Raw genomic sequence first — 26,083 nt, 5'->3', positions numbered from 1 at the left:
CCCTTTCCCGGCGCAACAGCCAAATCACATGCCCACATTTATGCCACAGCGCAGGCTGGGCAAGGCGTGACGGAACGGCCGTGACAGCGCACCGGCGAAAGGGCAGCCTGTGCCGGGCCCAGTGTGCGGGACCCAGTGGCGTTGACCCCGGCCCTGAGAGGAAACCACCCCATGACCGATCACATCCTGGTCCACCGCATCGCCATCTACGCCCACCACGGCCTAACGGCGGAAGAGGCCAAGCTGGGCCAGCGCTTCTACATCTCGCTGGACTGCACGCTGGACCTGTCGGTGGCGGGCAAGGCCGACGATTGGGATCTGAGCGTGTGTTATGCCAAGCTGACGGCGGCAACCACCCGCGTCGCCACCGCCCGGCGCTTCATGACCATCGAGGCGGTGGCGGAGGCGGTGGCCGGCACCCTGCTGGAGGAATTCCCCCGCATCGACACCATCACGGTGCAGGTGGACAAGCCCTCTGCCCCCGTTCCCGCCATCATCGACGGCGTGTCGGTGCGCATCAGCCGGGGGAGGGGATGATCCGCACTGGCGCCATCCGGGCGCGAAAGGGCGGACCCGCCCCCTTCCTGACCATGGCGGCGCGCAGGCTCAGGCGACGGCTTCCAGGCCCACGCGGCGCTCGGCCCGGCCGTGGACGGCCGCCATCGGCGCGGTGACAGGGGCACCCGTCTGATAGCCGCCGCCCTGGCCCCAGCGGTGCACCTGCTGTTCCAGCAGCGACAGGGCTAGAGTGGCGGCGTGGGGCAGTTGGCGTCCCAGACGGGTCACCAGGTCAACGGTCGTGGTGTCGGCCTCAACATCGCACAGCGGCGTGGCCACCAGGCAACCGTCCTCAAGATCGGCCAGCACGGCGGCGCGCGGCAGGATGGTGGCGGCGCGGCCGCTAAGCGCCAGTTCGCGCATGGTATGGACGGAGTTGGTGGTGATGGTGGCGCGCAGCCAGACCTGGTGGCGCATTTCCGCCGCCGACAGCAGCTGGCGGATGCGGGTGTCACGCGGCGACAGGCACAGATCGTGGGCGGACAGATCCTGTAGGGTCACCGCCCCACGCTTGGCCACGGCGTGGTCGGGGCGGCTGACCACCATCAGCGGCTGGCGGGCGGAGGTGCGGACGCGCACCTTGGGATCGCTGGGTACCTGGGCGCCAATGGCGATGTGCACCTCGTCATCCACCACCATGCGCACCAGCTCAGCCGTGGAGACGGTGTGCAGCGCCAGCTCGACGCCGGGATGGCGGCTTTGGAAGGTCTCCAGCACCCCCTGCACGGCCTGGACGGTGCAGCCCTCGCCCACCGCCAGTTCCACCGCGCCCATGCGCATGCCGCGCAACGCCTCCAGCCGGGCGGTGAAGGCCTCACGGTCGGCCATCTGCGCCTGGTAGTAGTCGAATACCATTTGCCCGGCGGTGGTGAGCTTCACCGACCGGCGGCCGGTCTCCAGCAGGGGCATACCCATGGCCGCCTCCAGCTGGGCGATCTGCCGGCTGACGGAGGACACCGCCACGTTCATCTTCTGGCTGGCCGCCCGCATCGACCCGTGGATGGCGGTGGCGTAGAAGTACTTCATCGCAACGTCTGACATCTCGCGTCCCTCATCTCTGTTCCGGGTCGGCGGTCGGGAGACCGCGGACCTCAGGTCTGGTGATCACAGGGGGAATGCCAGAGGTCCGCGACGGACCCCAACCAGGCGGCGGCTTAGCCCCCATTCGCCTTGCAGTGTATGTGCGCCAACCGCACCACTATTGTCCGGACCTGCACCGATTTGGCGTTAAGCCTTGTTAAATGTTGCAGGGCGGCACTTTTTGCGGCGGCCAATATCGCTTCACATCCAGAGACTTAGAAGAATCATGCGGCTTTTTGTCGATTAATTCTGGACAGATCAGTCCGGAATAACTATCTAGGAATCATGGCCAGGCCCAAGGAATTCGACGGCGAGGTGGCGTTGGACGCCGCCATCGCCCTTTTCTCCCAGCACGGCTTCGAGGGCACCTCGACCGACGCTTTGCTCCGCGCCATGAGGATCAGCCGACAGAGCCTGTACGACACCTTCGGCGACAAGCGGCAGCTCTATCTCGCGGCCCTGCGCCGCTACAACCAGGAGAACGTGGCCGATTTCATCCGCGCCATGACGGCGGCGCCCACGCCCCTGACGGGGGTGGAATATGCCTTCATGGCCTTCATCGCCAAGGCGGTGGCGTCCGACCATCCCAGTTGCCTGGGTATCAGCGCCGTGTGCGAGTTCGGCCGGGCGGACGCGGAGATCGCGTCCATCGGCGACGCCTCGGCCCACACCCTGGCCCACGCCTTGGAAACCCAACTGACCGCCGCCCAGGCGGCGGGCGAAATGGGACCGGACGTGGACGTGCCCACGGCCGCAGCCTTCCTGGGCGCCACCCTGGCCGGGCTGAAGGTGTCGGCCCGGGCCGGCGCCAGCGCCGACGCGCTGCGGCGCGTGGCCCGCCTGGCGCTGAAAAGCCTGAAGTGACTGCTTAACCCCCTTGGGCTCCCTGAGCCTCAAGGACCAAACTCAGCCAAATATTAGACTGTTACATCTGTAACCATATGGAGATGGACATCATGACCCTTCCCTTCGGCGGAAAGATCGCCCTGGTCACCGGCGGCTCTCGCGGCATCGGCGCCGCCATCGTCCGCCGCCTGGCCCATGACGGCGCCACCGTGGCCTTCACCTACGCTTCGTCGGAGGCGCCGGCCGCAGCCGTGGTGGGCGAGATCAAGGCGGCGGGTGGCCGGGCCCTGGCCATCCGCGCCGACAGCGCCGACGTGGTCGCCCTGCGCGAGGCGGTGGATGAGGTGGCGCAGGTGCACGGCCGGCTGGACATCCTGGTCAACAACGCCGGCCTGCTGACCCATGGCCTGGTGGACGATTACCCGCTTGAGACCTTCGACCGCATGGTGGCGGTCAATGTCCGCGCCGCCTTCGCGGCGGTGCAGGCGGCCCTGCCCCACATGAGCGCCGGCGGGCGGGTCATCACCACCGGCAGCGTGGCGGCCGACCGCACCGCCTTTCCCGGCGCATCGGTCTACAGCATGACCAAGGGGGCAGTGGCGGCGATGACGCGGGGCATGGCCATCGACCTGGCCCCCCGGGGCATCACCGTGAACGCCATCCAACCCGGCCCCACCGCCACCGACATGGTGCCCACTGACCCGGCCGTGCTGACCCGCCTGATGACGCTGATGCCCATCGGCCGCCTGGGCAAGGATAGCGAGATCGCCAGCCTGGTGGCCTACCTGGCGGGGCCGGAGGCCGGCTTCATCACCGGCGCCTGCCTGACCATCGACGGCGGCTACACCGCCTGATGCGGTTGGCGCAACAACGGCAGGGCGGGTTGTGAATGAAACCCACCCCTGCTTGCGGGCCAAATCCGACGCGTGAGCGCCGGGGCCTCTACCCCGGGCTTCCCCCACGCCTTCATGGAGCCCGCACCCATGTCCGACACCCTATCCAAACCCCACATGACGCATGCCACCGGCGCGCCGGTGGTGGACAATGTGAACATCCAGACCGCCGGGCCGCGCGGTCCCGCCCTGCTGCAGGACATCTGGCTGATCGAAAAGCTGGCCCACTTCGACCGTGAGGTCATTCCCGAGCGGCGCATGCACGCGAAGGGGTCGGGCGCTCACGGCACCTTCACCGTCACCCAGGACGTCAGCCGCTACACCAAGGCCAAGATCTTCGCCGAGGTGGGCAAGCAGACGCCCCTGTTCGTCCGCTTCTCCACCGTGGCTGGCGAGCGCGGAGCGGCGGACGCGGAACGCGACATCCGCGGCTTCGCCGTCAAGTTCTATACCGAGGAAGGCAACTGGGACATCGTGGGCAACAACACGCCCGTGTTCTTCTTCCGCGACCCCCTGCGCTTCCCCGACCTGAACCACGCCGTGAAGCGGGACCCGCGCACCGGCATGCGTAGCGCCAACAACAACTGGGACTTCTGGACCCTGCTGCCCGAGGCGCTGCACCAGGTCACCATCGTCATGAGCGAGCGCGGCATCCCGCGCAGCTATCGCCACATGCATGGTTTCGGCAGCCACACCTTCAGCCTGATCAACGCCGCCAATGAGCGGCATTGGGTGAAATTCCACTTCACCTGCCAGCAGGGCATCGAGAACCTGACGGACGGCGAGTCCGAGGCCGTCATCGGTAAGGACCGAGAAAGCCACCAGCGCGACCTGTTCGGCGCCATCGAAGCCGGGGATTTCCCGCGTTGGACCCTGTCCATCCAGGTCATGACCGAGGCCCAGGCCAAGGCGCACAAGCATAATCCCTTCGACCTGACCAAGACCTGGCCCAAGGCGGACTTCCCCCTGATCGAGGTCGGGGTGATGGAGCTGAACCGCAACCCGGACAACGTCTTCGCCGAGGTGGAGCAGGCGGCCTTCTCCCCCGCCAACATCGTGCCCGGCATCGGCTTCTCCCCCGACAAGATGCTGCAGGCCCGGCTGTTCTCTTACGGCGACGCGCAGCGCTATCGCCTGGGGGTGAACTTCAACCACATCCCGGTGAACGCGCCCAAGTGCCCGTTCCACAGCTATCACCGCGACGGCGCCATGCGCACGGACGGCAACCAGGGCGGCACGCTGCACTATTACCCCAACAGCTATGGCGAGTGGGCGGACCACCCCGACTTCGCCGAGCCGCCCCTGCCGCTGGAAGGGACGGCCACGCACTGGGACCATCGCGTGGACGACGACCATTGGGAGCAGCCGGGCATCCTGTTCCGCAAGATGAACCCGGCGCAACAGAAGCTGCTGTTCGAAAACACCGCCCGCTCCCTGAGCGGGGCGGAGGCGGCGATCCAGGAGCGCCACATCGCCAACTGCACCAAGGCCGACCCGGCCTATGGCGAGGGCGTGGCCCAGGCCCTGCTGGCCCTGGCGGTGGCCACCGCGCGCTGATCCGGTGACAGGGGCACCGGCGGATCCTCCCACCCAGCCGATGCCGGTCGAGGGGCGGTTCTCCAAGGAGCGGGAGGGCCGCCCCTTTTTCTTGCGCTGAAGGCAACGGTCTTTGGATTGGCCGGCGCGTTAGCGCGTTACTAAGCCCCGTTTCCTAACACGGGATGGAGTGACAGGATGGCCGTCCCTTCAGCCCACCCCGGGAAGCTCATGCGTACCTTGCTCGCCACCCTGTTCATGAGTGGACTGCTGCTGTCTGGCGCCGCCACCGGCGCGGACCTCGCCCCCGACGTGACCGCCAAGATCGACGCGGCAGTGACACAGGCGCTGGCGGCCAGCGGCACGCCGGGCGCCTCCATCGCCGTGGTGCGCGACGGCACCATCGCCTACGTTCACGCCTATAGTCAGGCGCGGCGGGAGCCGGCGGTGGCGGCGACGCCGGCGCAGCGCTTCGCCATCGGCTCCGTCTCCAAGCAGTTCACCGCCGCCGCGGTGATGCTGCTGGTGGAGGACGGCGCGCTGTCGCTGGACGACACGGTGGGCAAATTCATCCCCAACCTGACCGACGGGGACCGCATCACAATCCGCCAGGTGCTGAGCCATACGGCGGGCTACCGTGATTTCTGGCCGCAGGACTACGTCCCAGCCATGATGGAAAAGCCCATCACGGCCGACGGCATCTTCGACCGCTGGGCCCGGGTGCCGCTGGATTTTCAGCCGGGCGAGGCCTGGCAGTATTCCAACACCGGCTTCACCATCGCCGCCCGCATCGTGGAAAAGGCCTCGGGCCAGCCGTTCTTCACATTCCTCACCAACCGGGTGCTGAAGCCCCTGGGCCTGGACGCCGCCGACATCGACAAGGGCCCGCTGGGACCCAAGGACGCCGCTGGCTACACCCGCTATGCCCTGGGCGAGCCGCGCCCCGCCCCGAAGGAGGCGCCGGGCTGGCTGGTGGGCGCCGCCCAATTGGCGCTCACGCCGCAGGATCTGGCCCGCTGGGACATCGCGCTGATGGGACAGAAACTGCTGAAGCCGGAAAGCTGGCGCGCCATGGAGACCAGCGTGCGCCTGAACAACGGCCAGGACGCGCGCTATGGCCTGGGCCTGACGGTCACCAGCGACGGCGCCGCCCGCCTGCTGCGCCATGGTGGCGAGGTCTCGGGCTTCCTGGCGGAAAACCGGGTGTGGCCTGACCTGGGCATGGCCATCGTCGTGCTGGTCAACAGCGACTATGGCGACCCGGCCGGCATCGCCCAGAAGATCAGCGCCCTGTTGCCGCTGGCAACCCAACCCAGCGCGGAGGAAACCGCGACCGCGCGCGTCTTCCTGGAGGGCCTGGCCCATGGCCACGCCGACGCCACCCACCTGACCGCCAATGGCGCCGCCTATTTCAGCCCGGCGGCGCTGGCGGACTATGCCGCGACCTTAGGCCCGTTAGGGGCCGTGACGGACCTGAAGCCCATTGCCCGCCGCCTGCGCGGCGGCTTCACCGAGGAGATCTATCAGGCCCGCTACGCCAGCCGTGGCGTGCGCATCGTCGCCCGGGCGGACGCGGGGCGGTATGAACAGTTCCTGGTCTATGTCGACTGACCGCCAAGCTTGATAGCCGCAGGAATTGACGCCATATTGCGTCATATATGGTGGCTATCAGGATCACGGCCATGTCACTCACCCAATATGCGGACGACGGCCTGTTCGCACCGGCCAAGATCGCCGACAGCCTGCGCACCACCAGCGAGGAGATCGCCCGGTCAGCCGGCTTGGGCCGTGACGCCATCCAGCGCAAGGATCGCCTGCGGTCCGCCAAGACCCAGCGGCGGCTGCGGGAAATGGTGGAGGTCATCAACAAGGTCGAGCCACGTTTCGGCTCGGCCCTGATCGCCTACGCCTGGTACCGCTCCGAACCCCTGGCCGGCTTCGCCGGTCAAACGGCGATGCAACTGGTGCGCGGCGGCCGGGCCGATGACGTGCTGGACTATATCGACGCCGTCGACGCCGGCATCCACGCCTAGCCCCGCCTATGGAGTATCGAGGCCTGCTCTATCGTGCGCTGAATCCGGTGTACGCCCGGGAGCCGCTGTCCGGGCGGGGGGCGGAGTTTCATGGTGGCCGCTTCAACACCAAGGGCACACCAGCGCTCTATTGCGCCCTCTCCATCATGACGGCGGTGCGGGAGGCCAACCAGGTGGGCACCCTGCAACCCACCACCCTTGTCTCCTATGACGCGGACATCGCCACCGTCTTCGACACCCGCGATACCGCCGCGCTGGCCTCGGAAGGCATGGATGCCGACGGCCTGGCCGACCCGGCTTGGCGCGAGCGGATGCGCCAGACTGGGGAGGCCCCCACCCAGGCCTTCGCCCGGCGCCTTATCGCACAAGGCTTCCACGGCCTGCTGGTCCGCAGCTACGCCCGTGGCGCCGGGGCGATGGACCTGAACTTGGTGCTCTGGCGATGGGGTTCCGCAGCCCCGTGCCGGCTGACCCTCATCGACGACGAACAACGGCTTGCCCGCTGACGGATCGTCAGCCCACCAGCCCGTTCAGCTTGGCGTACTGCAGCAGCATGATGGTCTTGGCATCCACGATGCGGCCGTCGGCCACCATGGCCAGCGCCTCATCCAGGGTGGGCTCCAGCACCTCGATGTCCTCGCCCTCCGCCACCAGGCCGCCGCCGGCGCCGACACGGTCGGCGGCGCTGTAGGGGGCGACGAAGAAGGTCAGGCGTTCGGTGACGGAGCCGGGGCTCATGAAGGACTCGAACACCTTGCGCGCCTCACCGATGCGGCAGCCGGCCTCTTCCTCCGCCTCGCGGCGGATGGTTTCCTCGGGCGAGGTGTCGTCCAGCAGGCCGGCCACCGCCTCGATCATGGGCGTCGTGTAGCCGGCGACGTAGGCGGCATAGCGGAACTGGCGGATCAGCAGCACGGTGCCGCGCACCGGATCATAGGGCAGGATGACGGCGCCGTGTCCCCGGTCATAAACCTCGCGCGTCATGGTCTGCCAGTCACCGTCGCGGCGGTGATAGTCGAAGGTGACGCTGCGCAGTTCGGACCAGCCCTTGGACAGGAGACGGTCCTCACGAACGCGAATGCGGTCTTTCATGGCGATACGCTTTCATAGGGGCCGCGGCAGCGCGCCGGGCTCGATAAGGCAATCATTCTGTCGCAAGACCGGTTCCGCTCGCATCCCCCGGGGCGCGAACCCCACCTGCGCCCGACACGCAGGGCTAGCCGCCGCACACCCCGACCATGGCGCGGTCCAGCGCGATGGCGTCCAGCGTGCCCGCCGGCAGTTGGCGACGATAGAGATAATCGTTCACCGCCGCCGCCACCTCCGCCCGGCATGTCTTCCGTGTGCGCAAGGGGGCCACGCCCGGCAGGGCGGCCATCAGCGCCTTCTGCGCCGTGTCCAATTGCGGGCGCACATCACGCACCAGGTCGATGGGCGCATGGTCCGGCGCCGCCCCGCTTCGCGCCCAGTCCGCGATCAAGCCGTATTGCACCAGCTTGTTGGCCTCGATCTGCGCGCGGAAGACGCTGGCCACCCAGATGCGCTCCAGCCCCTGGCCTTCGCCCTGGGAGACGGCGCTCATGATCACGACCGCCTCGCGTCCGCCATCCTCCACCGCGGCACCACTGTCCCACTTCGACAATGCCACCTGATGGGCCAATGCCAGGCGATCGGCCGAGGCCTCGACCACGGCCCGCAGGCTGTCAGCCGTGTCCGCCGGCGGCGCGGCCCTACCCGGGGAAGCCATGCCGATGACCGCCATACCCAGCGCGACACAGGCCAGGAGACACCCGCGCACCATCAGCGACCATCCGTTCCGGTGAAGCGACGATCCACGCGGACCGGGATTCCATCAAGGCGGCGGTCGTTGGACGCGACGGTCATGGTTCCCCTTTCAAGGCTTGGGCGGGCTCTCTCGCCTCAGACTGGCGTGCGGACGGGTGTGGAGACAAGCGGAATCCCAGACCTTGAGGATGGCCGGAAAATTTTCCACCCTGTCGGGCCAGCTGTCGATTCCGCCCTGTGTCGCACGTCTCTTGGCCACCGGGTGCCCGAAGGGCTGGAACCTTTCCACCGCCCCGCCGTTCCCCGGCAGGCGTCCCCGCAGGCTTGGGTCCCGTAAATTCGGATCCCGTAAGCCCGGGTGACGAACGAGCATCGACTGGGAGGGATGAGATCATGGACGGTATTGTGATTGCCCGGCACAGCTGGATCGTGACATGCGACGGCGCCAAAATGCTGGTCCTGCGCAACGACGGCGACGCCCAAGCCCTGAACCTGACCGTCCAGCGTACGGAGACGCGGCCGACCACGCCCACCCGCGAGTTGGGCACCGACCAGCCCGGGCGCTTCGGCATGGGCACCGTGCGCAGCGCCACCGAGGAAACCGACTGGCAGGAACAGGCGGAGGCGGAGTTCCTGGCCCATGTGGCCCAGCATCTGGACACCATGGTGCAGGCCGGCACGGTCGGCCGCATGGTGCTGGCCGCCCCGCCGCGCGCCCTGGGCATTCTGCGCAAGCATCTGACCCCGGCGACCCGTGACGTCATCGTGGCTGAGGTGGCCAAGGACCTGACCAACCTGCCGGTGCCGGACATACAGCAATTGCTGGCCGCCTAACCACGCGGCCGGCAACTGCCATCGTTGTCAGACGGCCCCGCCCTTGGCAGGATGCCCGCCTCAAAAGCGGGAGGCAGGGCATGAAGCGCATCGGGGCGGTGGAACTGGGCGGCACCAAGGCTGTCGTGGGCGCGGCCGTCATGGAGGGTACAGGGCGGCCCCAACCCATCGACACCGTCCGCATCCCCACCACCTCGCCGGAGGAGACGCTGGCGCGCTGCGTCGAGACGCTGCGCGAGCTGGGCGGCCGCATGGGCGGGTTGGACGCCGTGGGTGTCGCGAGTTTCGGGCCGCTGCAACTGGACCCCCACCGCCCGGAATACGGCAGCATCACCCGTACCCCCAAGCCAGGGTGGGCGGGCGCGCCGGTACATGATTACCTGGCCAACGCCCTGGGGGTTGCCGTCGCCATCGACACCGACGTCAACGGCGCCGCCGTGGGCGAAGGCCGCTGGGGGGCGGCGCGGGGCCTGGACAGCCATGTCTACGTGACCGTGGGCACGGGCATCGGCGTTGGCGTGGTGGTGGGCGGACACCCGCAGCACGGCCTGGTGCATCCCGAAGGCGGCCACCTGCTGGTGCGGCGCGATCCGGCCCGCGACCCCTACGGCGGTCATTGCCCCTATCACGGCGATTGCCTGGAGGGCCTGGCCTGCGGCCCCGCCATCGAGGCGCGCATAGGCCGGCCGGCCACGGACCTGGCGGACGACCACCCCGTCTGGGACCTGGTAGGCGACTATCTGGGCCAGATGGCGGCCAACCTGCTGTTCGCGCTGTCGCCCCAGCGCATCGTCATCGGCGGCGGCGTGGGCGGGCGGCCCGGCCTGCTGGACCGCGTCCGCCATCATGCCGAACGCCACATCGGCGGCTACATTGACCATCCCGCCCTGGCCGAAGGCCTAACAGGCTTCATCGTACCGCCGGGCCTGGGGGCAGAGGCGGGGCTGGCCGGCGCCCTGGCCCTGGGGTGGGACGCGCCGTGACCGTCGGCAATCCAGACCCGCTGTTGTATGGTCCGCTGGTTGAACTGTCAGGATCAGGACATGGCTGATAAGCCGGCCGCGACGGCCGCGACACAGGAAGGCCAGGCGAGGACCAAGATGGGCGCGGTCAAGATGGACGACATCGCGCGCATGGCCGGTGTTTCCAAATCGACCGTATCACGCGCCCTGTCCGGCAGCCCGCTGGTGAATGAGGAGACGCGGGCTCGCATCCAGGCCCTGGTAGAGTCCCACTCCTACCGGGTCGACACGCGGGCGCAGGGTTTGCGCAAGGGACACACGCACACCATCGCCGTGGTCATCCCCCTGCTGCACGAACACGACCAGCCCATTTCCGACCCGTTCTTCCTGGAATTGCTGGGTCATATCGCCGACGCCGTTGCCGACCACGGCTATGATCTTCTGCTGTCCAAGATCGGTCCCGGGCGGACGAACGGCATGGCCGACCTGGTCGACACCGGGAGGGTGGATGGGCTGATCGCCATCGGCCAGAGCACCGCCCACCTGGGGCTGGAGCGGCTGGCCGCCCGCGGCATGCCCCTGGTGGTGTGGGGCGCCCAGCTGCCCGAGCAGCACTATGTGACCGTGGGATCCGATAACCGGGCGGGGGCGGAGCGCGCCGTGGCCCACCTGATCGCCCAGGGGCGGCGGCGCATCGTGTTCCTGGGTCAGCGCACGGTGCCGGAAATACGCCTGCGCCATGAGGGGTATGTCGCGGCCCTGGCGGCGGCGGGCATCGAACCCGATCCGGCGCTGGACGTGCCCACGCGCTTCGCCAGCGCCGCAGCCCTGACGGCGATGCGCAGCCTGATCGCCGGCGGCGCATCCTTCGACGCGGTGTTCGCCTGTTCCGACGTCATTGCCATCAGCGCCATCCGCGCCCTGCAGGACCAGGGCCTGAAGGTGCCCCAGGATGTGGCCGTGGTCGGCTATGACGACATCCAGATGGCGGCCTTCTACAACCCCGCGCTGACCACCGTGCGCCAGGATACCGCCACCGGCGGCCGCCTGCTGGTGGACCTGCTGTTCGCGCAGATCGCCGGCCGCCCCGCCCGCTCGGTCATGCTGCCGACCGAGCTGGTAGTGCGGGCCAGCTGCGGTGCCGCCCTCAGCGGAACCACCACACCAGGATCGCGGTGAGGCCCACCAGGCCCAGCGACAGCACGCGATAGTTCATCCACAGCGGCTGCCCCGCCAGGGTAGCCGTCTCCGCCCGGAAGACGGCCGGCGTCCATACCAGCGCCGCGCCCTCTTTGGACTGGTCGGTGCCCGGCTTGCCGTCACCCGTGGCCAAACTGACCACCACCAGGATGAGGGCGGAGGCCAGTACCAGCACGGGCGCCATCAGCAGGAAATGCGGGCCGCCGTGGCCCAGCACCACGCAGTAGACGAACAGGCCCAAGCCCAGGGCCAACCCACCGGCAAAGGCGGCGAAGGCCCCCGTGGCGTTGGCCCGCGCCCAGAACAGCCCCACCAGGAACAGGGCCACGACCGGGGGCACGGCGTAGGCCAGGATGGCCTGGAGGTACTGCCACAGCGAACCGAAGCGGGCGATCTGCGGCGCCCACAGCACGGCCAGGGCCATGAAGGCCAGGGTGGCCAGGCGCCCGGTGGTCACCAGCCGCTTCTCGCCCAGATGGGGCCAGCGCAGGCGCACGAAATCCATGGTCACAAGAGTCGAGGCGGAATTGAAGGTGGAGGCGGTGGCCGACATGATGGCCGCCAGGAAGCCCGCCACCACCAAGCCAACCACGCCAGCCGGCAGCAACTTGAACACCAGCGAGGGGTAGACCAGGTCGCCCCGAGGCAGTCCCGGGAACAGCAGCAGGGCGGCGGTGCCGGGCAGCACCATCAGGAACAGCACCGGCAGTTTCAGCAGGCCGGCGAACAGGCAACCCCAGCGGCCATGGTCGATGCTCTTCGCCGACAGCACGCGCTGCACCATGAACTGGTTGGTGCACCAGAAATAGAACCCGATGAGCGGCACCCCGGTGACCAGGCCCGTCCAGGGCAGCACTGGATCGCCGGCCGGGCGGATGAGGCTCAACATCTCCGGCTTGGTGGCGGCCATCACCGCATCCCAGCCGCCGGCCTGGCTGAAGGCCATGACGGCGATGACCGCAGCGGCGGTCAGCAGCAGCACAGCCTGGATGGTTTCCGTCACCATGACCGCCGCCAGGCCGCCGGCCGTAGTGTAGATGCCGGCGCCCAGGGCCAACAGCAGCACGATGACGCCCATGGGGACGGCCGGGAAGGCCAGCTGGAACATCAACGCCCCGCCGTACAGCGTACCGGCCGTGTCCACCGCGATGTTCAGGAACAGGGTAAGCCCTGAGAACAGCAGGCGCGAGCGCCGGTCATAGCGCCGTTCCAGGAATTCCGGCGTGGTATAGACGCCGGTCTTCAGCAGGAAGGGCAAGAGGAAGATGCAGAAGAACACCAGGACGATGCCGGCCATCCATTCATAATCGAAGACGGCGATGCCGTGGTCGTAGGCGGCGCCCGCCAGGCCGATCAGCGTGGTGCTGGAGATGTTGGAGGCCAGAAGGGCCAGGCCGATGACGGGCCAGGTCTTGGACTTATGGGCCAGGAAATAGTCCGACGCCGTACGCTGGCGCCGGCTGACCACCAAGCCGATGGCGATGATGACCACGACATACACCAGGATGATCGCCACATCCCAGGACCCCAGCGGACTGCCGCCGTTCATCCCATCCTCCCTTCAACTCTTGCTTATCCTTGGCGCCGGGGCGGCATCGAAGCGCGCCCCAGCGGACGCACCTTGACCGTCCCGGCGGGAAATTGCAATCGGTTGTATAAAAAAACAATTGCTGCCGCCTTGGCTCGCCCATTGATCCGCCATCAAGTGGGCTGGCAAGTTGTTGGTTAATAAAGATTAATGCGCCCGCTGCGCACCGTGTCATTCGCGAAATGAAGCGACGCAGCAAAGTTCCAAAAGACTATTGCAATCGGTTGTAACGTGTGTTTGGGTAAGGGCGTCCAAAGGCGGCCGGGGAGGTCGCCCACAATCGATAATCAAAAAAAAGACAAACTAGGGAGATCACCATGAAGCGCCATTTGGCCCGCGCCCTGCTGTTGGGTGCCGCCGTCACGCCCGCCCTGTTCACCTCCGCCCTGGCCGATGAGGTTCCCGCCCAGAACCAAGCCCCGCAGGGCCTGGACATGGATGAAATCGTCATCACCGCCACGGCCCTGCCGCAGAGCAAGTTCAACACCAGCATCTCAGTCAGCACGCTGAACCCGGACCAGATCGCCCAATCCGCGCCCAGCAGCGCCGCCGACATCCTGCGCAACATCCCCGGTTTCCGGGCCGAGGCGTCGGGCGGCGAAGGCAACGCCAACATCGCGGTCCGCGGCCTGCCGGTCGCCTCCGGTGGCGCCAAGTTCCTGCAGTTGCAGGAGGATGGCCTGCCGGTGATGCAGTTCGGCGACATCGCCTTCGGCACCGCCGACACCTATCTGCGCGCCGACTACAACGTGGCGCGGGTGGAGGCTGTCCGCGGCGGCTCCGCCTCCACCTTCGCCAGCAACGCGCCCGGCGGCGTCATCAACTTCGTCAGCGACACCGGCGAGAAGGAGGGGGGAGCCATCGGCCTGACCCGGGGGCTGGATTACAACGAGACCCGGGCCGATTTCGCCTACGGCGGCCCCATCGCCCCCGGCTGGCGCTTCCATGTCGGCGGTTATTACCACACCGGCGAGGGCCCGCGTTCCGTCGGCTATGACGACGCCATGAACGGCGGCCAGGTGAAGGCCAACGTCACCCACGACATGGAAAAGGGCTTCATCCGCCTGGACTTCAAGTATCTGAACGACCGCTCGCCCGTTTACCTCCCGGTGCCGCTGGCCATTTCCGGCAGCGGCAGCAACCCGCACATCTCCTCCCTGCCCGGATTCGACGCGCTGAGCGGCGCCTTCCAATCACCCTACTTCCGCAAGGACCTGGCGATAGATGCCAACGGCAACCGCCTGACCACCAACATCGGCGACGGCTATCACCCGGTCAGCACGGCATTCGGCGGCGAGGCCTCGTTCGAGGTGGCGCCCGGCTGGACGCTGGACGACAAGTTCCGCGTGGCCGACAACACCGGCGACTTCGTCGGCCCCTACCCGCAGGAAGTGGACCGCGCCTCCGTCCTGGCGACGGAAATCGGCGGCACCGGCGCCACCCTGCAATACGCCAGCGGCCCCAACGCCGGCCAGACGGTCGGCGCCGCCAGCGTGGGCGGCAACGGGCTGGCATCCCGCATCGCCCTGTTCAACGTCAAGCTCAACGACCTGGGCACCTACACCAACGACCTGAAGGTCACCAGGACGCTGGACACTTTGCCCCTGGGCACGGGCGCCGTCTCCTTCGGTTATTACAAGGCCCGCCAGAACATCGACATGGACTGGCACTGGAACACCTATCTGGAGACGGTCAACGGCAAGGACGGCGCGCTGCTGAACGTGCTGAACGCCAGTGGCAAGGCCGTCACCTCCAACGGCCTGGTCGCCTATGGCGAGCCCTACTGGGGCAATTGCTGCGTGCGCAGCTATGACATGCACTATGACATCGACGCGCCCTACGCCGCCCTGAACTGGGCCTGGGACAAGCTGACGGTGGACGCCAGCCTGCGTTATGACTACGGCCATGCCTCGGGCAGCTACGCCGGGCCCACGGGCACCACGTCCCTGGACGTGAACCAGGACGGTGTGCTGCAGGTGCCGGAACTGACGGTGCCGGTGGTCAACCAGTCGGCGGCCAGCCCGGTCAACTACGACTGGCACTACATTTCCTATTCCATTGGCGCCAACTACGCCATCGACCGCGATCTGGCGCTGTTCGTGCGCTATAGCGAGGGTGGACGCGCCAACGCCGACCGTCTGGCCTTCGGCTCCATCAACCCCGATGGCTCCACCGCCTACCAGAACGCGGTGAACAAAGTGAAGCAGGCCGAGGGCGGCGTGAAATGGCGGTCGGATATCGGCCTCAGCGTCTTCCTCACCGGCTTCTACGCCAACACCGAGGAAGCCAACCAGGACGTGACCTCGCTGACCCAGCGCTTCATCTCCCGCGTCTATGACGCGGAAGGGGCGGAGTTGGAGGCCAGCTACCGCTACGGCGCCTTCCAGCTGGACGCCGGCGTCACCTACACCCATTCCCGCATCACCAAGGATGAGATCACCCCCAGTGACGTGGGCAATGTGCCCCAGCGCCAGGCCGATTTCGTCTATCAGATCACCCCGTCCTACGCGGGCAACGATTACAGCGTGGGCGTGAACATCATCGGCACCACCGACAGCTACGCCGACACTACCAACAAGCTGGTGATGCCCGGTTATGCCCAGGTCAACCTGTTCGCCACCTATAACCTGACCAAGGACATCGTCTGGTCGTTCTCCGCCAACAACCTGTTCAACACCCTGGGGCTGACCGAGGTGGACGGCACCACCGATGCCGTGCCCAGCAATGGCATCCTGCTGGCGCGGTCCATCAACGGTCGCACCTTCAAGACCGGTGTCAAATACAGCTTCTGACCCTGGTACCGGCTGGTGGGCCCCATCTTTCCCTCCCCAGGTGGGAACGCCCGTCGCGGGCGCCCTCCCGCCAGCCGGTTCTTTTTGACATCGACCCTCCTGGGACTTTCACGGCATGACTTCTTCCGTCCTCAGCCGGGCTGCGGCCCTGCACGACCGCCTGGACCGGCACTGGCCCGTGGCCGACGCCCTGCTGCGGCGCCTGTATGGCGGCACCCCCCGACCGGACCACTGGCTGGGCCAAGTGCGTGAGGCCGTCACCCGGGCGGCGCGGAACCGGCCGCAGGCCCTGGCCGACCTGGACACGTGGCGTCAGGCGGAGCCCGACTGGTTCCAGCGGCCGGACCAACTGGGCTACTGCTTCTATGTCGACCGCTTCGCCGGCACGCTCGCGGGGGTGCGGCGGCGGCTGGATTATCTGGCGGACCTGGGTGTGACCTATCTGCACCCCCTGCCCCTGCTGGCCATGCAGTCCGGCGACAATGACGGCGGCTTCGCCGTGGCCGACTATCGTTCGGTGGAACCCCGCCTGGGCACGGCAGAGGATTTGAGGGCGCTGGCGGACGATGCCCACCAGGCCGGCATGGCCCTGTGCCTGGACGTGGTGTGCAACCATACGGCCCGCGACCATGCCTGGGCCCAAGCAGCACTGGCGGGCGATCCGACCTATCGCGCCTATTACCACGTGCTGGACAGTGCGGACGAGGTTGCCGCCTATGAGGCCACGCTGGGCCAGGTCTTCCCCAAGACGGCGCCGGGCAATTTCACCCCCGAGCCGTCGCTGGCCCGCGATGGTGGCGGCGCCTGGGTATGGACCACCTTCTACCCCTATCAATGGGACCTGAATTACGCCAACCCGGCCGTGTTCCTGGAAATGCTGGAGGTGCTGCTGCACCTGGCCAACCAGGGCGTCGACGTCTTCCGCCTGGACAGCACGCCCTTCCTGTGGAAGGCGCCGGGCACGTCCTGCCGGGGGCTGCCGCAGACCCATTGGATCGTGCAGGCCTGGCGGGCGCTGCTGGCCATCGCGGCACCGGGCGTGCTGCTGAAAGGCGAGGCCATCGTCGACCCGGACGACGTGGTGTCCTTCTTCGGCCGGGACGAGGCCACCGGCCGGCCTGCCGCCAACGAATGCCACCTGGCCTACAACAACGGCATGATGACGGCCCTGTGGCTGGCCCAGGCGACCGGCGACGCGAGCCCCGCCCATGCCCTGCTGGACCGGCTGTCTGGGCGGCCGCGGCAGGCGGCCTGGATCACCTATGTCCGTTGCCATGACGACATCATCTGGGACGCGCTGGCCGCCCTGATCCCGCAAGAGACGCTGCACCGGGTTTCCGCCTTCTACGCCGGCGCCACGGCCGGCAGCTACGCCCTGGGCGCCGCCTTCCAGGCGGATGGCGGCGGCGCACCCAGCACCAACGGAATGGCGGCCTCGCTGGTGGGCCTGCGGCCGGAAGGGCGCCCCGGCGAAGCGGACACGGATGCCGCCCTGGCGCGCCTGCTGCAGCTGTACCAGGTCACCCTGGCGCTGGATGGCCTGCCGGTTCTGTACATGGGGGATGAGGTCGCGCTGACCAACGCCCCGCTGTCCGGCCTGCCCAATGGCGAAGGCCGCTGGCTGCATCGGCCGTACATGGACTGGGACCGGGCCGCTGGACGCGATGACGGCGCCGCCGCCGCAGGCGCGTTCCATACCGCCCTGCATCAGTTGATCAGAGTGCGCGCCAGCCTGCCCGCCCTGCATGGCGCGGAACCTGCTCAGCCCTTGGCTGGCTTACCGGCGGGTGTCCTGGGCTTCCGGCGCGTCGGCTTCCGACCCCTGCTGTGCCTAGCCAACCTGACGGGCGAGACGGTCACGGTGGCGCTGCCCACTGGATCCGCCGGGCGGGACGTGGTGGTGGAAAAGGATATCGACCCGGCGGCCGTGCCCCTAGCTGCCTGGCAGGCACGCTGGATCGAGGTCCGGTCATGAGGCGTATCGGGGCGGTGGAACTGGGCGGCACCAAGGCCGTCGTGGGCGCGGCCGTCATGGAGGGTACAGGGCGGCCGCAGTGCATCGAGACCGTTCGCATCCCCACCACCTCGCCGGAGGAGACGCTGGCGCGCTGCGTCGAGACGCTGCGCGAACTGGGCGGCCGCATGGGCGGGTTGGACGCCGTGGGTGTCGCGAGTTTCGGGCCGCTGCAATTGGACCCCCACCGCCCGGAATACGGCAGCATCACCCGCACGCCCAAGCCGGGGTGGTCCGGCGCGCCGGTACGTGATCACCTGGTTAACGCCCTGGAGGTTCCCGTCGCCATCGACACCGACGTCAACGGCGCCGCCCTGGGTGAGGGCCGCTGGGGCGCGACGCAGGGCCTGGACAGCCATGTCTATGTGACCGTGGGCACGGGCATCGGCGTGGGCGTGGTGGTGGGTGGCCGGCCGCAGCATGGCCTAGTTCATCCCGAGGGCGGCCACCTGCTGGTGCGCCGCGATTCGGCCCGCGACCCCTATGCTGGCCATTGCCCCTATCATGGTGATTGTCTGGAGGGCCTGGCCTGCGGCCCCGCCATCGAGGCGCGCGTGGGCCGGCCGGCCACGGAGCTGGCCGACGACCATCCCGTCTGGGACCTGGTGGGCGACTATCTGGGCCAGATGGCGGCCAACCTGCTGTTCGCCCTGTCGCCCCAGCGCATCGTCATCGGCGGCGGCGTGGGCGGGCGACCCGGCCTGTTGGACAAGGTCCGCCATCATGCCGAACGTCACATCGGCGGCTACATCGACCACCCCGTCCTGACCGAGGGCCTGGTCGGCTTCATCGTGCCGCCGGGCCTAGGGGCGGAGGCGGGGCTGGCCGGCGCCTTGGCCCTGGGGTGGACATACCTTGAAACCGCTTCCGCCTGAGTCGCTGGGGAGCCAACCTTAGCCGTTACGGTACAGGAACGCCCTCGCTACGACCGTAATCGTGCGCGCCAGATGGACCGCACCGCATAGATGGCCCACCTAACCAAAACGGCATGGGTGCGGTCATTTTGCCGCACCATAAAGTTATAAAATTCTATACGTTGTGTTGCATTATTGCGACGCTTATTGCCAACATTAACAACGGAGTAACAAAACCGGCTTGACCCTGACCGTTTGGTCAACCTCCCATTGATGCCATAACGGGCATCAATAACAACGGGGGCAACTATGGGCCGGTCTACCCAATCGTCGCGTTCTTCCCGCAAAGTCAATTGTTTGCGTTTCGCCTTAATGGTTGGTGCCGGCATCGGCGCTATGGGGACAGCCGCCAGCGCCTGGGCTCAGCAGAGCGGGGAGTCAATCCCGGCGCCTGCGGAACAGGCGCAAGTGGCGCAGGCGGCTCCGCAGACGGACGACACCACCGCCAGCAATGGCGCACAGCAGTCCTCCCTCAACGAAATCGTCGTGACAGGTTCGCGCATCAAGCGCGCCAATTTCGACACCATGCAGCCAGCGGAGGTTCTGGGCTCGGACGAGATCGCCAAGCGCGGCTTCACCAACCTGGGAACGGCGCTGCAGGAGTTGCCGGCCTTCAGCGTGCCGGGCAACAGCACCATCGGCGCCCAGGGCTCATTCAGCGCGGGCCAGACCTTTGCCAATATGTACAACCTAGGGTCCCAGCGCACCCTGGCCCTGGTGAACGGCCGCCGCTTCGTCTCCCCGGCCACCTCGTCCATCTTCGGCCCCGTGGCCGGCAGCCCGGTGGACCTCTCGTCCATCCCGGTCGCCCTGATCGACCGCACGGAAGTGGTGGCGGTGGGCGGCGCACCCACCTACGGTTCCGACGCCATCGCCGGCACCATCAACATCATCCTGAAGAAGGATTTCCAGGGCGTCGATGTCAACGTGCAGAGCGGATTGTCGGAGTACGGTGACGCCGCCGACTACAACGCCTCGGTCGTCTTCGGGCAGAACTTCAACAACGGCCGTGGCAACATCACCGTGGCCGCCCAGTACGACAAGCAAAACGGCCTGACCACGGAAGATCGCAAGAGCATCACCGGCGGCGCCGACAACTTCTTCGGCAGCGCCACCAAGGGCCACACCTACACTCAGCAGCTTTATTCCGGCGGCGAGCACTACAACGTGTTCACCAACACCGGCATGCCCATGGTGGATGACAGTGTTCCCATTTCCCGGGGCCAGCCGGCTTACGCCATCACCAACGACGCCGGTCAAGCCCTGTACTTCGGCCCCAACGGCCAGCTGACGCCCTTCATCAACGGCCAGCTGACCGGCAGCTCTCTCTACCAGGCGGGCGGCAGCGGCTTCCCCATCGCCGACTTCGGCAACCTGGAAACGCAGAGCAATCGTGAGCAGGTGACGGCGCTGGGCCATTACGACATCACCGACCATCTGCGCTTCAACGGCGAGCTGTGGTATGGCCGCTCGCGGGCGCAGAACCTGCGTGACCAGCCCTATTACAACACCGCCCTGTTCGGCAACGCGGGCGACCCCAATGGCAATCTGGTCCTGAGCACGGACAATCCCTATCTGAGCGCCGCCGACCGCGCGACCATCATCAGCAATCTGAACGCCTACGGTGGGGATCCCAGCACCTTCTACATGGCCCGCGCGAATACTGACCTGGCCACCGGCGCCTTCCAGAGCACGACCACCACCTACCGCGTGGTCGCGGGCCTGGAGGGTGACTTCGATGCGCTGAACCGCACCTTCAACTGGGAAATCACCGGCAACTACGGCCACGCGGAAACCGATACCGAAGCCCGCGAACTGGTAACCCAGAACTTCTACAACGCCATCAACGCGGTGCGGGATGGAAACGGCAACATCACCTGCGCCCCCGGCTACACCAACGCCGCCATCGCCACCCTCAGCAGCACTTGCGCGCCGCTGAACATCTTCGGCATCAACCAGGCCAGCCAGGCGGCGATCGACTACGTCACCGCCATCGCCAAGCCCAAGCAGAACAACGCCCAGTATGACGTCGTAGCCGACATCAACGGCAACATCGTCAAGCTGCCGGCCGGCGACGCCAAGTTCTCGCTGGGCTATGAATACCGGCGCGAAACGACGGACTTCGACCCCGGCGCCTTCTACTACGGCCAGCCCAACGGCGACGGCACCCGGACGCAGTTCGGCAACAGCATCCCCATCGACCCGGTAGCCGGCGAATACCACACCAACGAAGGCTTCGGTGAAGTGGATATCCCGGTGGTGGCGCCGGACATGAACCTGCCGCTGATCTATAACCTGGAACTGCAGGGGGCGGCCCGTTTCGTCGACAACAGCCAGACGGGCACCTTCTGGTCCTATACCGGCGGCGGCACCTATCAGCCCATCCGCGACATCACCCTGCGCGGCAACTACACCCGGTCCTTCCGCGCGCCGGCCATCACCGAGGCCTTCAGCCCCACGGGCCAGATCTTCGACACCGCCGACGATCCTTGCGATGCCCGCTACATCAAAGGCGGGCCCAACCCGGCCGCGCGCGCCGCCAACTGCGCGGCCGCGGGGATCACCCAACCCTTCACCTCCAACATCGTGGACTTCACCATCCCGGGCACCAGCTCCGGCAACCCGCACCTGCAGAACGAAATCGCCGACAGCTGGACGGTCGGCACCGTGCTGCGCCCCCGGTTCGTTCCCGGCCTGACCCTGTCCGGTGACTACATCAGCATCGACATCACCAACGAGATCGCGCAGCTGACCGCCACCGATCTGCTGGATGCTTGCTATGACGGCGCCCCCGGCAATTCCTTCTGCAGCACCTTCGTCCGTGACAACACCGGCCAGGTGACATCGGTGGCCGAGGGCTACTACAACGCCGCCATTGAAAGCTTCAAAGCCTTCCAGGCCGTGCTGGACTACCCCTTCGCCCTTAGCGACGTGGGCCTACCGGAGAACTACGGCGCCATCGACTTCAGCGTCAACTACCTGCACACCTTCAGCCATTATTACAAGGTGGGGACCGGCGACAAGCAGTACACGGTCGGCGGCGTGCAGGAGCCGCGCAACAACTTCACCGCCAATGTCAACTACAAGAATGGCGGTTTCGACTTCCTGTGGCAGACCCAGTACTACAGCGAAACCCGCATCAGCGTGAACACGCCCCTGTCCAACTATCAGTACCCGATCATGGACCCGTATGTGATGTTCAACGCCTCGGCGGGGTATGAGTTTGATGGCGGCTATCGCGTCCGCTTCATGGTGGACAACGTGCTGAACAGCAAACTGCCGTTCCCGGAAGCGGGCTACAGCACCAACCGTTACTTCAGCGCCATCCTGGGCCGGTACTTCCGCCTGAGCGCCGGTGCGAAGTTCTAAATCTCTGGAAAAGAAGCCCGCCCCCAGTGTCCCCGGGGGCGGGCTTTTTCTTTTATAAAATCGAACCGACGCAGCGCACACCCGGCCGAATCCACATCGGTGATCCGGTGCCGATGGCAGGCTTGATCCATCTCAGGGTAGACAAATCGCAGCCGGAATAGGATGCTGGCGGCACATCATTCGGGTTGCCGAGCAACAGTCTTTGCGCGCATAAAAGTAGCATCATGACGCCCCGCCCCTTGTCTCCCCCGTCGGCTGCGCCGGCCGCCGCGCTGAGGTTCCTGGACCTCGGCCAGGCCCGGCGCATGCCGCGCGGGTGGGCCTGGCTGGTGTTGGCGGCGGTGCTACTGCGCGGGCTGATCCCTGTCGGCTACATGGTCAACACCGGTGGCGGGCCGGCACCCTTCATGCTTTGCCCCGGCGTGCATGACGTGCTGGACCAGGTGATGGCCCCTCAGGATGCCCCGATGCCGGCCGCGCCGTTGGCCCAGGCGCATCACCATCACCCGGATGCCGAGCCCGGGGGCCTGCTGATGCCACCGGGTCATGCCGGCCATCACGACCACCGGCCGGGCGGCGACCAGGACCATATGGGGCCCTGCGCCTTCGCCGCCCTGGCGGCGCTGGCCGTCCCGCTGCTGCTGCTGATCCTGGCGCTGCCCACGCGGCAGGCGCGGCAAAGCTGGCGGCCTAGCAACCGGGCCCGCCGTTTCACCTCGCGCCTGCCCGGCACGCCCGGTGCCCGCGCCCCGCCCCTGGCCGCCTGAGCCCAGGGCACCCCGCGTTCCAGCGGCCTTCACCCCTGGGCATCCCCGACATCGCCCGCCGTCCGGCCCCTTTCCGGGACCGGCGGCGGCACCCCTGTCCTGAACGGCCGCGTCCGCGCCGCCCGGCACCATTCCCGGGCCGCCGCCGGCCGTCCCCCGAAGGGATCGCCTTCATGGTATGCCTATCCCGGCGCCCGTCGCGCCGCCCGCTCACCGCCGCCATCGCCCTGGGCGTCGGCCTCTTGGGCATGGTCCCGTCTGCCCCGTCCCTGGCCGCCTCCTCCCTGGCCGCCCCGGCGCCGGAGGCCGACGCCGACCTTGACCTTGCCACCAGCCCCATCGTCATCACCGCCGACCGGCCGGCCCTGGAGAAATACGCCGCCCCCCAGACCAGCGTCGGCGTCACCAGCGCCACGGTCATGGAAACGCAGAACATCTTGGACAGCGAGGACGCGCTGAAATATCTGCCCAGCCTGTTCCTGCGTAAGCGTAACAACGGCGACACCCAGGCGGTGCTGGCCACCCGCACCTGGGGCGTCAACTCCAGCGCCCGCACCCTGGTCTATGCCGACGACGTGCTGATCTCGGCCCTGATCGCCAACAACAACACCATCGGCGCCCCGCGCTGGGGGCTGGTGGCACCGGAGGAGATCGCGCGGGTCGACGTGCTGTACGGCCCTTATTCCGCCGCCTATGCCGGCAACTCCATGGGCGGGGTGGTGCAGATCACCACCCGAACGCCGGAGAAACTGGAGGCCGACGCCCGCCAGTCGGAAGCGGTGCAGAGCTTCGGCCTCTATGGCACGCACAAGGACCTGGTGACCTCGCAGACCAGCGCCCATGTCGGCGACCGCATGGGGCCCTTCACCTGGTCGCTCAGCGCCAACTATCAGGACAGCGACAGCCAACCGCTGAGCTTCGTCACCAACGGCAAGGTCCCCGCCGGCACCAGCGGCACCTTCCTGGCGCAGAACAAGACGGGGGCAGTGGCCGACGTGGTGGGCGCCAGCGGCCTGCTGCACACCCGGATGACCAACGCCAAGCTGAAGCTGGGGTATGACCTGTCGCCGGTCTGGCGCCTGAACTACACGCTGGGGTATTGGCAGAACGACGCGACGTCGGACGTGCAGACCTATCTGCGCGACAGCACCGGCGCCGCCACCTTCGCCGGCCTGACCGGCTTCGCCAGCGGCAAGTACAGCCTATGGCAAAGCCATCTGGCGCAAAGCGTCACCCTGCGCAGCGATAGCAAGGGTCCCTGGGACGCGGAGGTGACGGCCAGCCATTATGAGATGCTGGACGATATCCAGCGCACCCCCACCGGCGTGAGCGCCAACGGCACCGGCTTCAGCACCACCGGCCGCATCGCCCGCATGGACGGCACCAACTGGACCAACGTGGACGCCAAGGCCCTGTGGCGCACCACGCCGTCCAATACCGTCAGCGCCGGCCTGCACGCCGACCAGTATGAGCTGGTCAACCCCACCTACAGCACCACCACCTGGCAGGGTGGCAGCGACCAGGGCCAAAGCCTGTACAGCAGCGGCCGGGGCAAGACCCAGACCCTGGCCCTGTGGGCGCAGGACGAATGGACCTTCCTGCCCGACTGGACCGTCACCCTGGGCGGGCGGCTGGAACGCTGGCAGGCCTTCGACGGCTATAACTACAGCGGCGGCAAGGGGGTGGAGCAGCCGGACACGGAAAGGGGCGCCTTCTCGCCCAAGGCGACCCTGACCTGGACGCCCGCCGCCGACTGGCACGTCACCGGGTCGTTCGGGGAGGCCTACCGCTTCCCCACGGTCAGCGAGCTATATCAGCTGGTGCAGACCGGCACGACCTACACGGCACCCAACGCCAACCTGAAGCCGGAGCGGGTGTTGAGCGGCGAGCTGGCGGTGGAACGCACGTTCACGGATGGGCGTGTGCGGCTGTCACTGTTCCAGGAGAACACCCGCGACGCCCTGATCGCGCAGACAGCCTTCCTGACGGGGGCCACGCCGGTCAGCTACACCGTGAACGTGGATGAGGTGCGCAACCGCGGCGTCGAGTTGGCCGCCAGCCAGCAGGATGTGCTGGTCAAGGGGCTGGAGCTGTCGGGCAGCGTCACCTACGTCGACAGCACCATCCTGTCCGACCCCAATTTCGCCAGCACCACCGGCACCACGGCAACGGGCAAGCACGTGCCCTACGTCCCCGACTGGCGCGTCACCCTGGCGGCAACCTACCGGCCGGACGAACAATGGGCCTTCACCGTTGCCGGCCGCTATAGTGGAAAGCAGTATTCGACCCTGGATAACACCGACAGCGTGGCCAAGGTATTCGGCGCCTTTGACAGCTTCCTGGTCGCCGATGTCCACATCAACTACAAGGTGATGGACAATTTGACGCTGGACCTGGGCGTCGACAATCTCAATGATGAGAAGTACTTCCTGTACCACCCCTTCCCGGGGCGGACTTTCTTCGGCGGCCTGAAAGTGTCGCTCTGACGCCCGGTCACGTCACCCGTTTCTCCTTTCATCTCAAGGATACGCCCATGACCTACCGCACCGTCGCGGCCTCCGCCGCCTTCGTCATCGCCCTGGGCCTGGCCGGCACCGCGGCCGCCCACGCCCACCTGAAGCGTTCCGTCCCCACCGCCAGCGGCACCGTCGCCGGCCCCACCCAGGTGGAGGCATGGTTCACCGAGGATCTGGAGCCCAAGTTCAGCACCATCACCGTTACGGGCCCCGGCCCGAACGGCAAGAAGGTGGACAAGGGCGACACCCACACCGATCCGGCCGACGCCAAGCATCTGATCGTCGGCATCGACGGCGCCGCCCCCGGCACCTACACGGTGACCTGGGCCGTCACCTCGGTCGACACCCACAAGTCCAATGGCAGCTTCACGTTTGAGGTTCAGAAGTAAGGCGTCT

At 67.4% G+C, this 26,083-nt stretch carries 21 protein-coding genes; 17 read left to right on the top strand and 4 right to left on the bottom strand.

Annotation, left to right across the window (positions count from 1 at the left end; genetic code table 11):
* Positions 1-171: 171 nt before the first annotated feature.
* Positions 172-537 carry a dihydroneopterin aldolase gene (gene folB / locus FBZ88_RS17235; RefSeq protein WP_145618443.1) on the top strand — a complete coding sequence of 122 codons (366 nt, stop codon included), beginning with the start codon at positions 172-174 and terminating at the stop codon, positions 535-537.
* Positions 538-606: 69 nt separating this feature from the next.
* Here the strand turns inward: folB and FBZ88_RS17230 are convergent, their stop codons facing one another.
* Positions 607-1,599: a LysR family transcriptional regulator gene (locus tag FBZ88_RS17230; protein WP_145618442.1), complete on the bottom strand. Its 993-nt coding sequence runs from the start codon at positions 1,597-1,599 to the stop codon at positions 607-609.
* Between the two features lie 324 nt (positions 1,600-1,923).
* Between FBZ88_RS17230 and FBZ88_RS17225 the strand changes: the two genes are divergently transcribed.
* The 6 genes from FBZ88_RS17225 (at position 1,924) to FBZ88_RS17200 (ending at position 7,452) form a co-directional block, all read left to right on the top strand.
* Positions 1,924-2,502: a TetR/AcrR family transcriptional regulator gene (locus FBZ88_RS17225; RefSeq protein ID WP_145618441.1), complete on the top strand. Its 579-nt coding sequence runs from the start codon at positions 1,924-1,926 to the stop codon at positions 2,500-2,502.
* A gap of 92 nt (positions 2,503-2,594) precedes the next feature.
* Entirely contained in the window at positions 2,595-3,338 is a 744-nt protein-coding gene (locus tag FBZ88_RS17220; protein ID WP_145618440.1) for a 3-oxoacyl-ACP reductase family protein, read from the top strand.
* A gap of 129 nt (positions 3,339-3,467) precedes the next feature.
* A complete protein-coding gene (locus tag FBZ88_RS17215; protein ID WP_145618439.1) occupies positions 3,468-4,934 on the top strand; it encodes a catalase in 1,467 nt (488 codons plus the stop codon).
* 210 nt (positions 4,935-5,144) lie between these two features.
* Positions 5,145-6,524 carry a serine hydrolase domain-containing protein gene (locus FBZ88_RS17210; RefSeq protein ID WP_145618438.1) on the top strand — a complete coding sequence of 460 codons (1,380 nt, stop codon included), beginning with the start codon at positions 5,145-5,147 and terminating at the stop codon, positions 6,522-6,524.
* Between the two features lie 71 nt (positions 6,525-6,595).
* On the top strand, positions 6,596-6,946 hold the full coding sequence (locus FBZ88_RS17205; protein ID WP_145618437.1) for an antitoxin Xre/MbcA/ParS toxin-binding domain-containing protein: 351 nt from the start codon (positions 6,596-6,598) through the stop codon (positions 6,944-6,946).
* An 8-nt stretch (positions 6,947-6,954) separates the two neighbouring features.
* A complete protein-coding gene (locus tag FBZ88_RS17200; RefSeq protein WP_145618436.1) occupies positions 6,955-7,452 on the top strand; it encodes an RES family NAD+ phosphorylase in 498 nt (165 codons plus the stop codon).
* A 7-nt stretch (positions 7,453-7,459) separates the two neighbouring features.
* Here the strand turns inward: FBZ88_RS17200 and FBZ88_RS17195 are convergent, their stop codons facing one another.
* Together FBZ88_RS17195 and FBZ88_RS17190 are read right to left on the bottom strand one after the other, a co-directional pair.
* Positions 7,460-8,038: an NUDIX domain-containing protein gene (locus tag FBZ88_RS17195; RefSeq protein WP_004274125.1), complete on the bottom strand. Its 579-nt coding sequence runs from the start codon at positions 8,036-8,038 to the stop codon at positions 7,460-7,462.
* Positions 8,039-8,162: 124 nt separating this feature from the next.
* Positions 8,163-8,747 carry a chorismate mutase gene (locus FBZ88_RS17190; RefSeq protein WP_145618435.1) on the bottom strand — a complete coding sequence of 195 codons (585 nt, stop codon included), beginning with the start codon at positions 8,745-8,747 and terminating at the stop codon, positions 8,163-8,165.
* A 377-nt stretch (positions 8,748-9,124) separates the two neighbouring features.
* On the opposite strand from FBZ88_RS17190, the gene FBZ88_RS17185 reads away from it, so the two are divergent.
* The 3 genes from FBZ88_RS17185 to FBZ88_RS17175 all read left to right on the top strand — a co-directional run bounded on the left by FBZ88_RS17185 (position 9,125) and on the right by FBZ88_RS17175 (position 11,706).
* Positions 9,125-9,565: a baeRF12 domain-containing protein gene (locus tag FBZ88_RS17185; RefSeq protein WP_145618434.1), complete on the top strand. Its 441-nt coding sequence runs from the start codon at positions 9,125-9,127 to the stop codon at positions 9,563-9,565.
* A gap of 80 nt (positions 9,566-9,645) precedes the next feature.
* Positions 9,646-10,548, top strand: coding sequence for an ROK family protein (locus tag FBZ88_RS17180; RefSeq protein WP_145618433.1), 903 nt, complete (start codon positions 9,646-9,648; stop codon positions 10,546-10,548).
* Between the two features lie 60 nt (positions 10,549-10,608).
* Positions 10,609-11,706, top strand: a complete 1,098-nt coding sequence (locus tag FBZ88_RS17175; RefSeq protein WP_145618432.1) for a LacI family DNA-binding transcriptional regulator — start codon at positions 10,609-10,611, stop codon at positions 11,704-11,706.
* Here the strand turns inward: FBZ88_RS17175 and FBZ88_RS17170 are convergent.
* Positions 11,675-13,276, bottom strand: a complete 1,602-nt coding sequence (locus tag FBZ88_RS17170; RefSeq protein ID WP_145618431.1) for a sodium:solute symporter — start codon at positions 13,274-13,276, stop codon at positions 11,675-11,677. The genes FBZ88_RS17175 and FBZ88_RS17170 overlap by 32 nt on opposite strands.
* A 356-nt stretch (positions 13,277-13,632) precedes the next feature.
* On the opposite strand from FBZ88_RS17170, the gene FBZ88_RS17165 reads away from it, so the two are divergent.
* The 7 genes from FBZ88_RS17165 (at position 13,633) to FBZ88_RS31365 (ending at position 26,076) form a co-directional block, all read left to right on the top strand.
* Positions 13,633-16,107, top strand: a complete 2,475-nt coding sequence (locus FBZ88_RS17165) for a TonB-dependent receptor (protein ID WP_145618430.1) — start codon at positions 13,633-13,635, stop codon at positions 16,105-16,107.
* A 115-nt stretch (positions 16,108-16,222) separates the two neighbouring features.
* The gene (locus tag FBZ88_RS17160) at positions 16,223-18,082 is read left to right on the top strand and encodes an alpha-amylase family glycosyl hydrolase (protein WP_145618429.1); all 1,860 of its coding nucleotides are present in this window, start codon (positions 16,223-16,225) and stop codon (positions 18,080-18,082) included.
* Positions 18,079-18,996, top strand: a complete 918-nt coding sequence (locus tag FBZ88_RS17155) for an ROK family protein (RefSeq protein ID WP_145618428.1) — start codon at positions 18,079-18,081, stop codon at positions 18,994-18,996. The genes FBZ88_RS17160 and FBZ88_RS17155 overlap by 4 nt, the downstream gene beginning before the upstream one ends.
* Positions 18,997-19,443: 447 nt before the next feature.
* A complete protein-coding gene (locus FBZ88_RS17150; RefSeq protein WP_211102705.1) occupies positions 19,444-22,404 on the top strand; it encodes a TonB-dependent receptor domain-containing protein in 2,961 nt (986 codons plus the stop codon).
* A gap of 224 nt (positions 22,405-22,628) precedes the next feature.
* Positions 22,629-23,171: a hypothetical protein gene (locus FBZ88_RS17145; protein WP_145618426.1), complete on the top strand. Its 543-nt coding sequence runs from the start codon at positions 22,629-22,631 to the stop codon at positions 23,169-23,171.
* Positions 23,172-23,344: 173 nt separating this feature from the next.
* The gene (locus FBZ88_RS17140) at positions 23,345-25,657 is read left to right on the top strand and encodes a TonB-dependent receptor (RefSeq protein WP_145618425.1); all 2,313 of its coding nucleotides are present in this window, start codon (positions 23,345-23,347) and stop codon (positions 25,655-25,657) included.
* A 47-nt stretch (positions 25,658-25,704) separates the two neighbouring features.
* A complete protein-coding gene (locus FBZ88_RS31365) occupies positions 25,705-26,076 on the top strand; it encodes a copper resistance protein CopC (RefSeq protein WP_145618424.1) in 372 nt (123 codons plus the stop codon).
* Positions 26,077-26,083: the final 7 nt, after the last annotated feature.

Origin of the sequence: Nitrospirillum bahiense, from assembly GCF_007828025.1 — a bacterium.
GTDB lineage: Bacteria > Pseudomonadota > Alphaproteobacteria > Azospirillales > Azospirillaceae > Nitrospirillum > Nitrospirillum amazonense.
The sequence above is the reverse complement of the archived record's forward strand: the minus strand, read 5'-3'. Positions and strand labels throughout refer to the sequence as shown.

What these genes read in the sequence shown, in the direction of transcription:
- FBZ88_RS17185 (WP_145618434.1), top strand. Translation starts at nt 9,125, where the DNA reads ATGGACGGTATTGTGATTGCCCGGCACAGCTGGATCGTGACATGCGAC.
- FBZ88_RS17140 (WP_145618425.1), top strand. Translation starts at nt 23,345, where the DNA reads ATGGTATGCCTATCCCGGCGCCCGTCGCGCCGCCCGCTCACCGCCGCC.
- FBZ88_RS17230 (WP_145618442.1), bottom strand. Translation starts at nt 1,599, where the DNA reads ATGTCAGACGTTGCGATGAAGTACTTCTACGCCACCGCCATCCACGGG.
- FBZ88_RS17160 (WP_145618429.1), top strand. Translation starts at nt 16,223, where the DNA reads ATGACTTCTTCCGTCCTCAGCCGGGCTGCGGCCCTGCACGACCGCCTG.
- FBZ88_RS17175 (WP_145618432.1), top strand. Translation starts at nt 10,609, where the DNA reads ATGGCTGATAAGCCGGCCGCGACGGCCGCGACACAGGAAGGCCAGGCG.
- FBZ88_RS17145 (WP_145618426.1), top strand. Translation starts at nt 22,629, where the DNA reads ATGACGCCCCGCCCCTTGTCTCCCCCGTCGGCTGCGCCGGCCGCCGCG.
- FBZ88_RS17165 (WP_145618430.1), top strand. Translation starts at nt 13,633, where the DNA reads ATGAAGCGCCATTTGGCCCGCGCCCTGCTGTTGGGTGCCGCCGTCACG.
- FBZ88_RS17190 (WP_145618435.1), bottom strand. Translation starts at nt 8,747, where the DNA reads ATGGTGCGCGGGTGTCTCCTGGCCTGTGTCGCGCTGGGTATGGCGGTC.
- FBZ88_RS17215 (WP_145618439.1), top strand. Translation starts at nt 3,468, where the DNA reads ATGTCCGACACCCTATCCAAACCCCACATGACGCATGCCACCGGCGCG.
- FBZ88_RS17220 (WP_145618440.1), top strand. Translation starts at nt 2,595, where the DNA reads ATGACCCTTCCCTTCGGCGGAAAGATCGCCCTGGTCACCGGCGGCTCT.
- FBZ88_RS17200 (WP_145618436.1), top strand. Translation starts at nt 6,955, where the DNA reads ATGGAGTATCGAGGCCTGCTCTATCGTGCGCTGAATCCGGTGTACGCC.
- FBZ88_RS17180 (WP_145618433.1), top strand. Translation starts at nt 9,646, where the DNA reads ATGAAGCGCATCGGGGCGGTGGAACTGGGCGGCACCAAGGCTGTCGTG.
- FBZ88_RS17195 (WP_004274125.1), bottom strand. Translation starts at nt 8,038, where the DNA reads ATGAAAGACCGCATTCGCGTTCGTGAGGACCGTCTCCTGTCCAAGGGC.
- FBZ88_RS17170 (WP_145618431.1), bottom strand. Translation starts at nt 13,276, where the DNA reads ATGAACGGCGGCAGTCCGCTGGGGTCCTGGGATGTGGCGATCATCCTG.
- FBZ88_RS17205 (WP_145618437.1), top strand. Translation starts at nt 6,596, where the DNA reads ATGTCACTCACCCAATATGCGGACGACGGCCTGTTCGCACCGGCCAAG.
- FBZ88_RS17210 (WP_145618438.1), top strand. Translation starts at nt 5,145, where the DNA reads ATGCGTACCTTGCTCGCCACCCTGTTCATGAGTGGACTGCTGCTGTCT.
- FBZ88_RS17155 (WP_145618428.1), top strand. Translation starts at nt 18,079, where the DNA reads ATGAGGCGTATCGGGGCGGTGGAACTGGGCGGCACCAAGGCCGTCGTG.
- FBZ88_RS31365 (WP_145618424.1), top strand. Translation starts at nt 25,705, where the DNA reads ATGACCTACCGCACCGTCGCGGCCTCCGCCGCCTTCGTCATCGCCCTG.
- folB (WP_145618443.1), top strand. Translation starts at nt 172, where the DNA reads ATGACCGATCACATCCTGGTCCACCGCATCGCCATCTACGCCCACCAC.
- FBZ88_RS17225 (WP_145618441.1), top strand. Translation starts at nt 1,924, where the DNA reads ATGGCCAGGCCCAAGGAATTCGACGGCGAGGTGGCGTTGGACGCCGCC.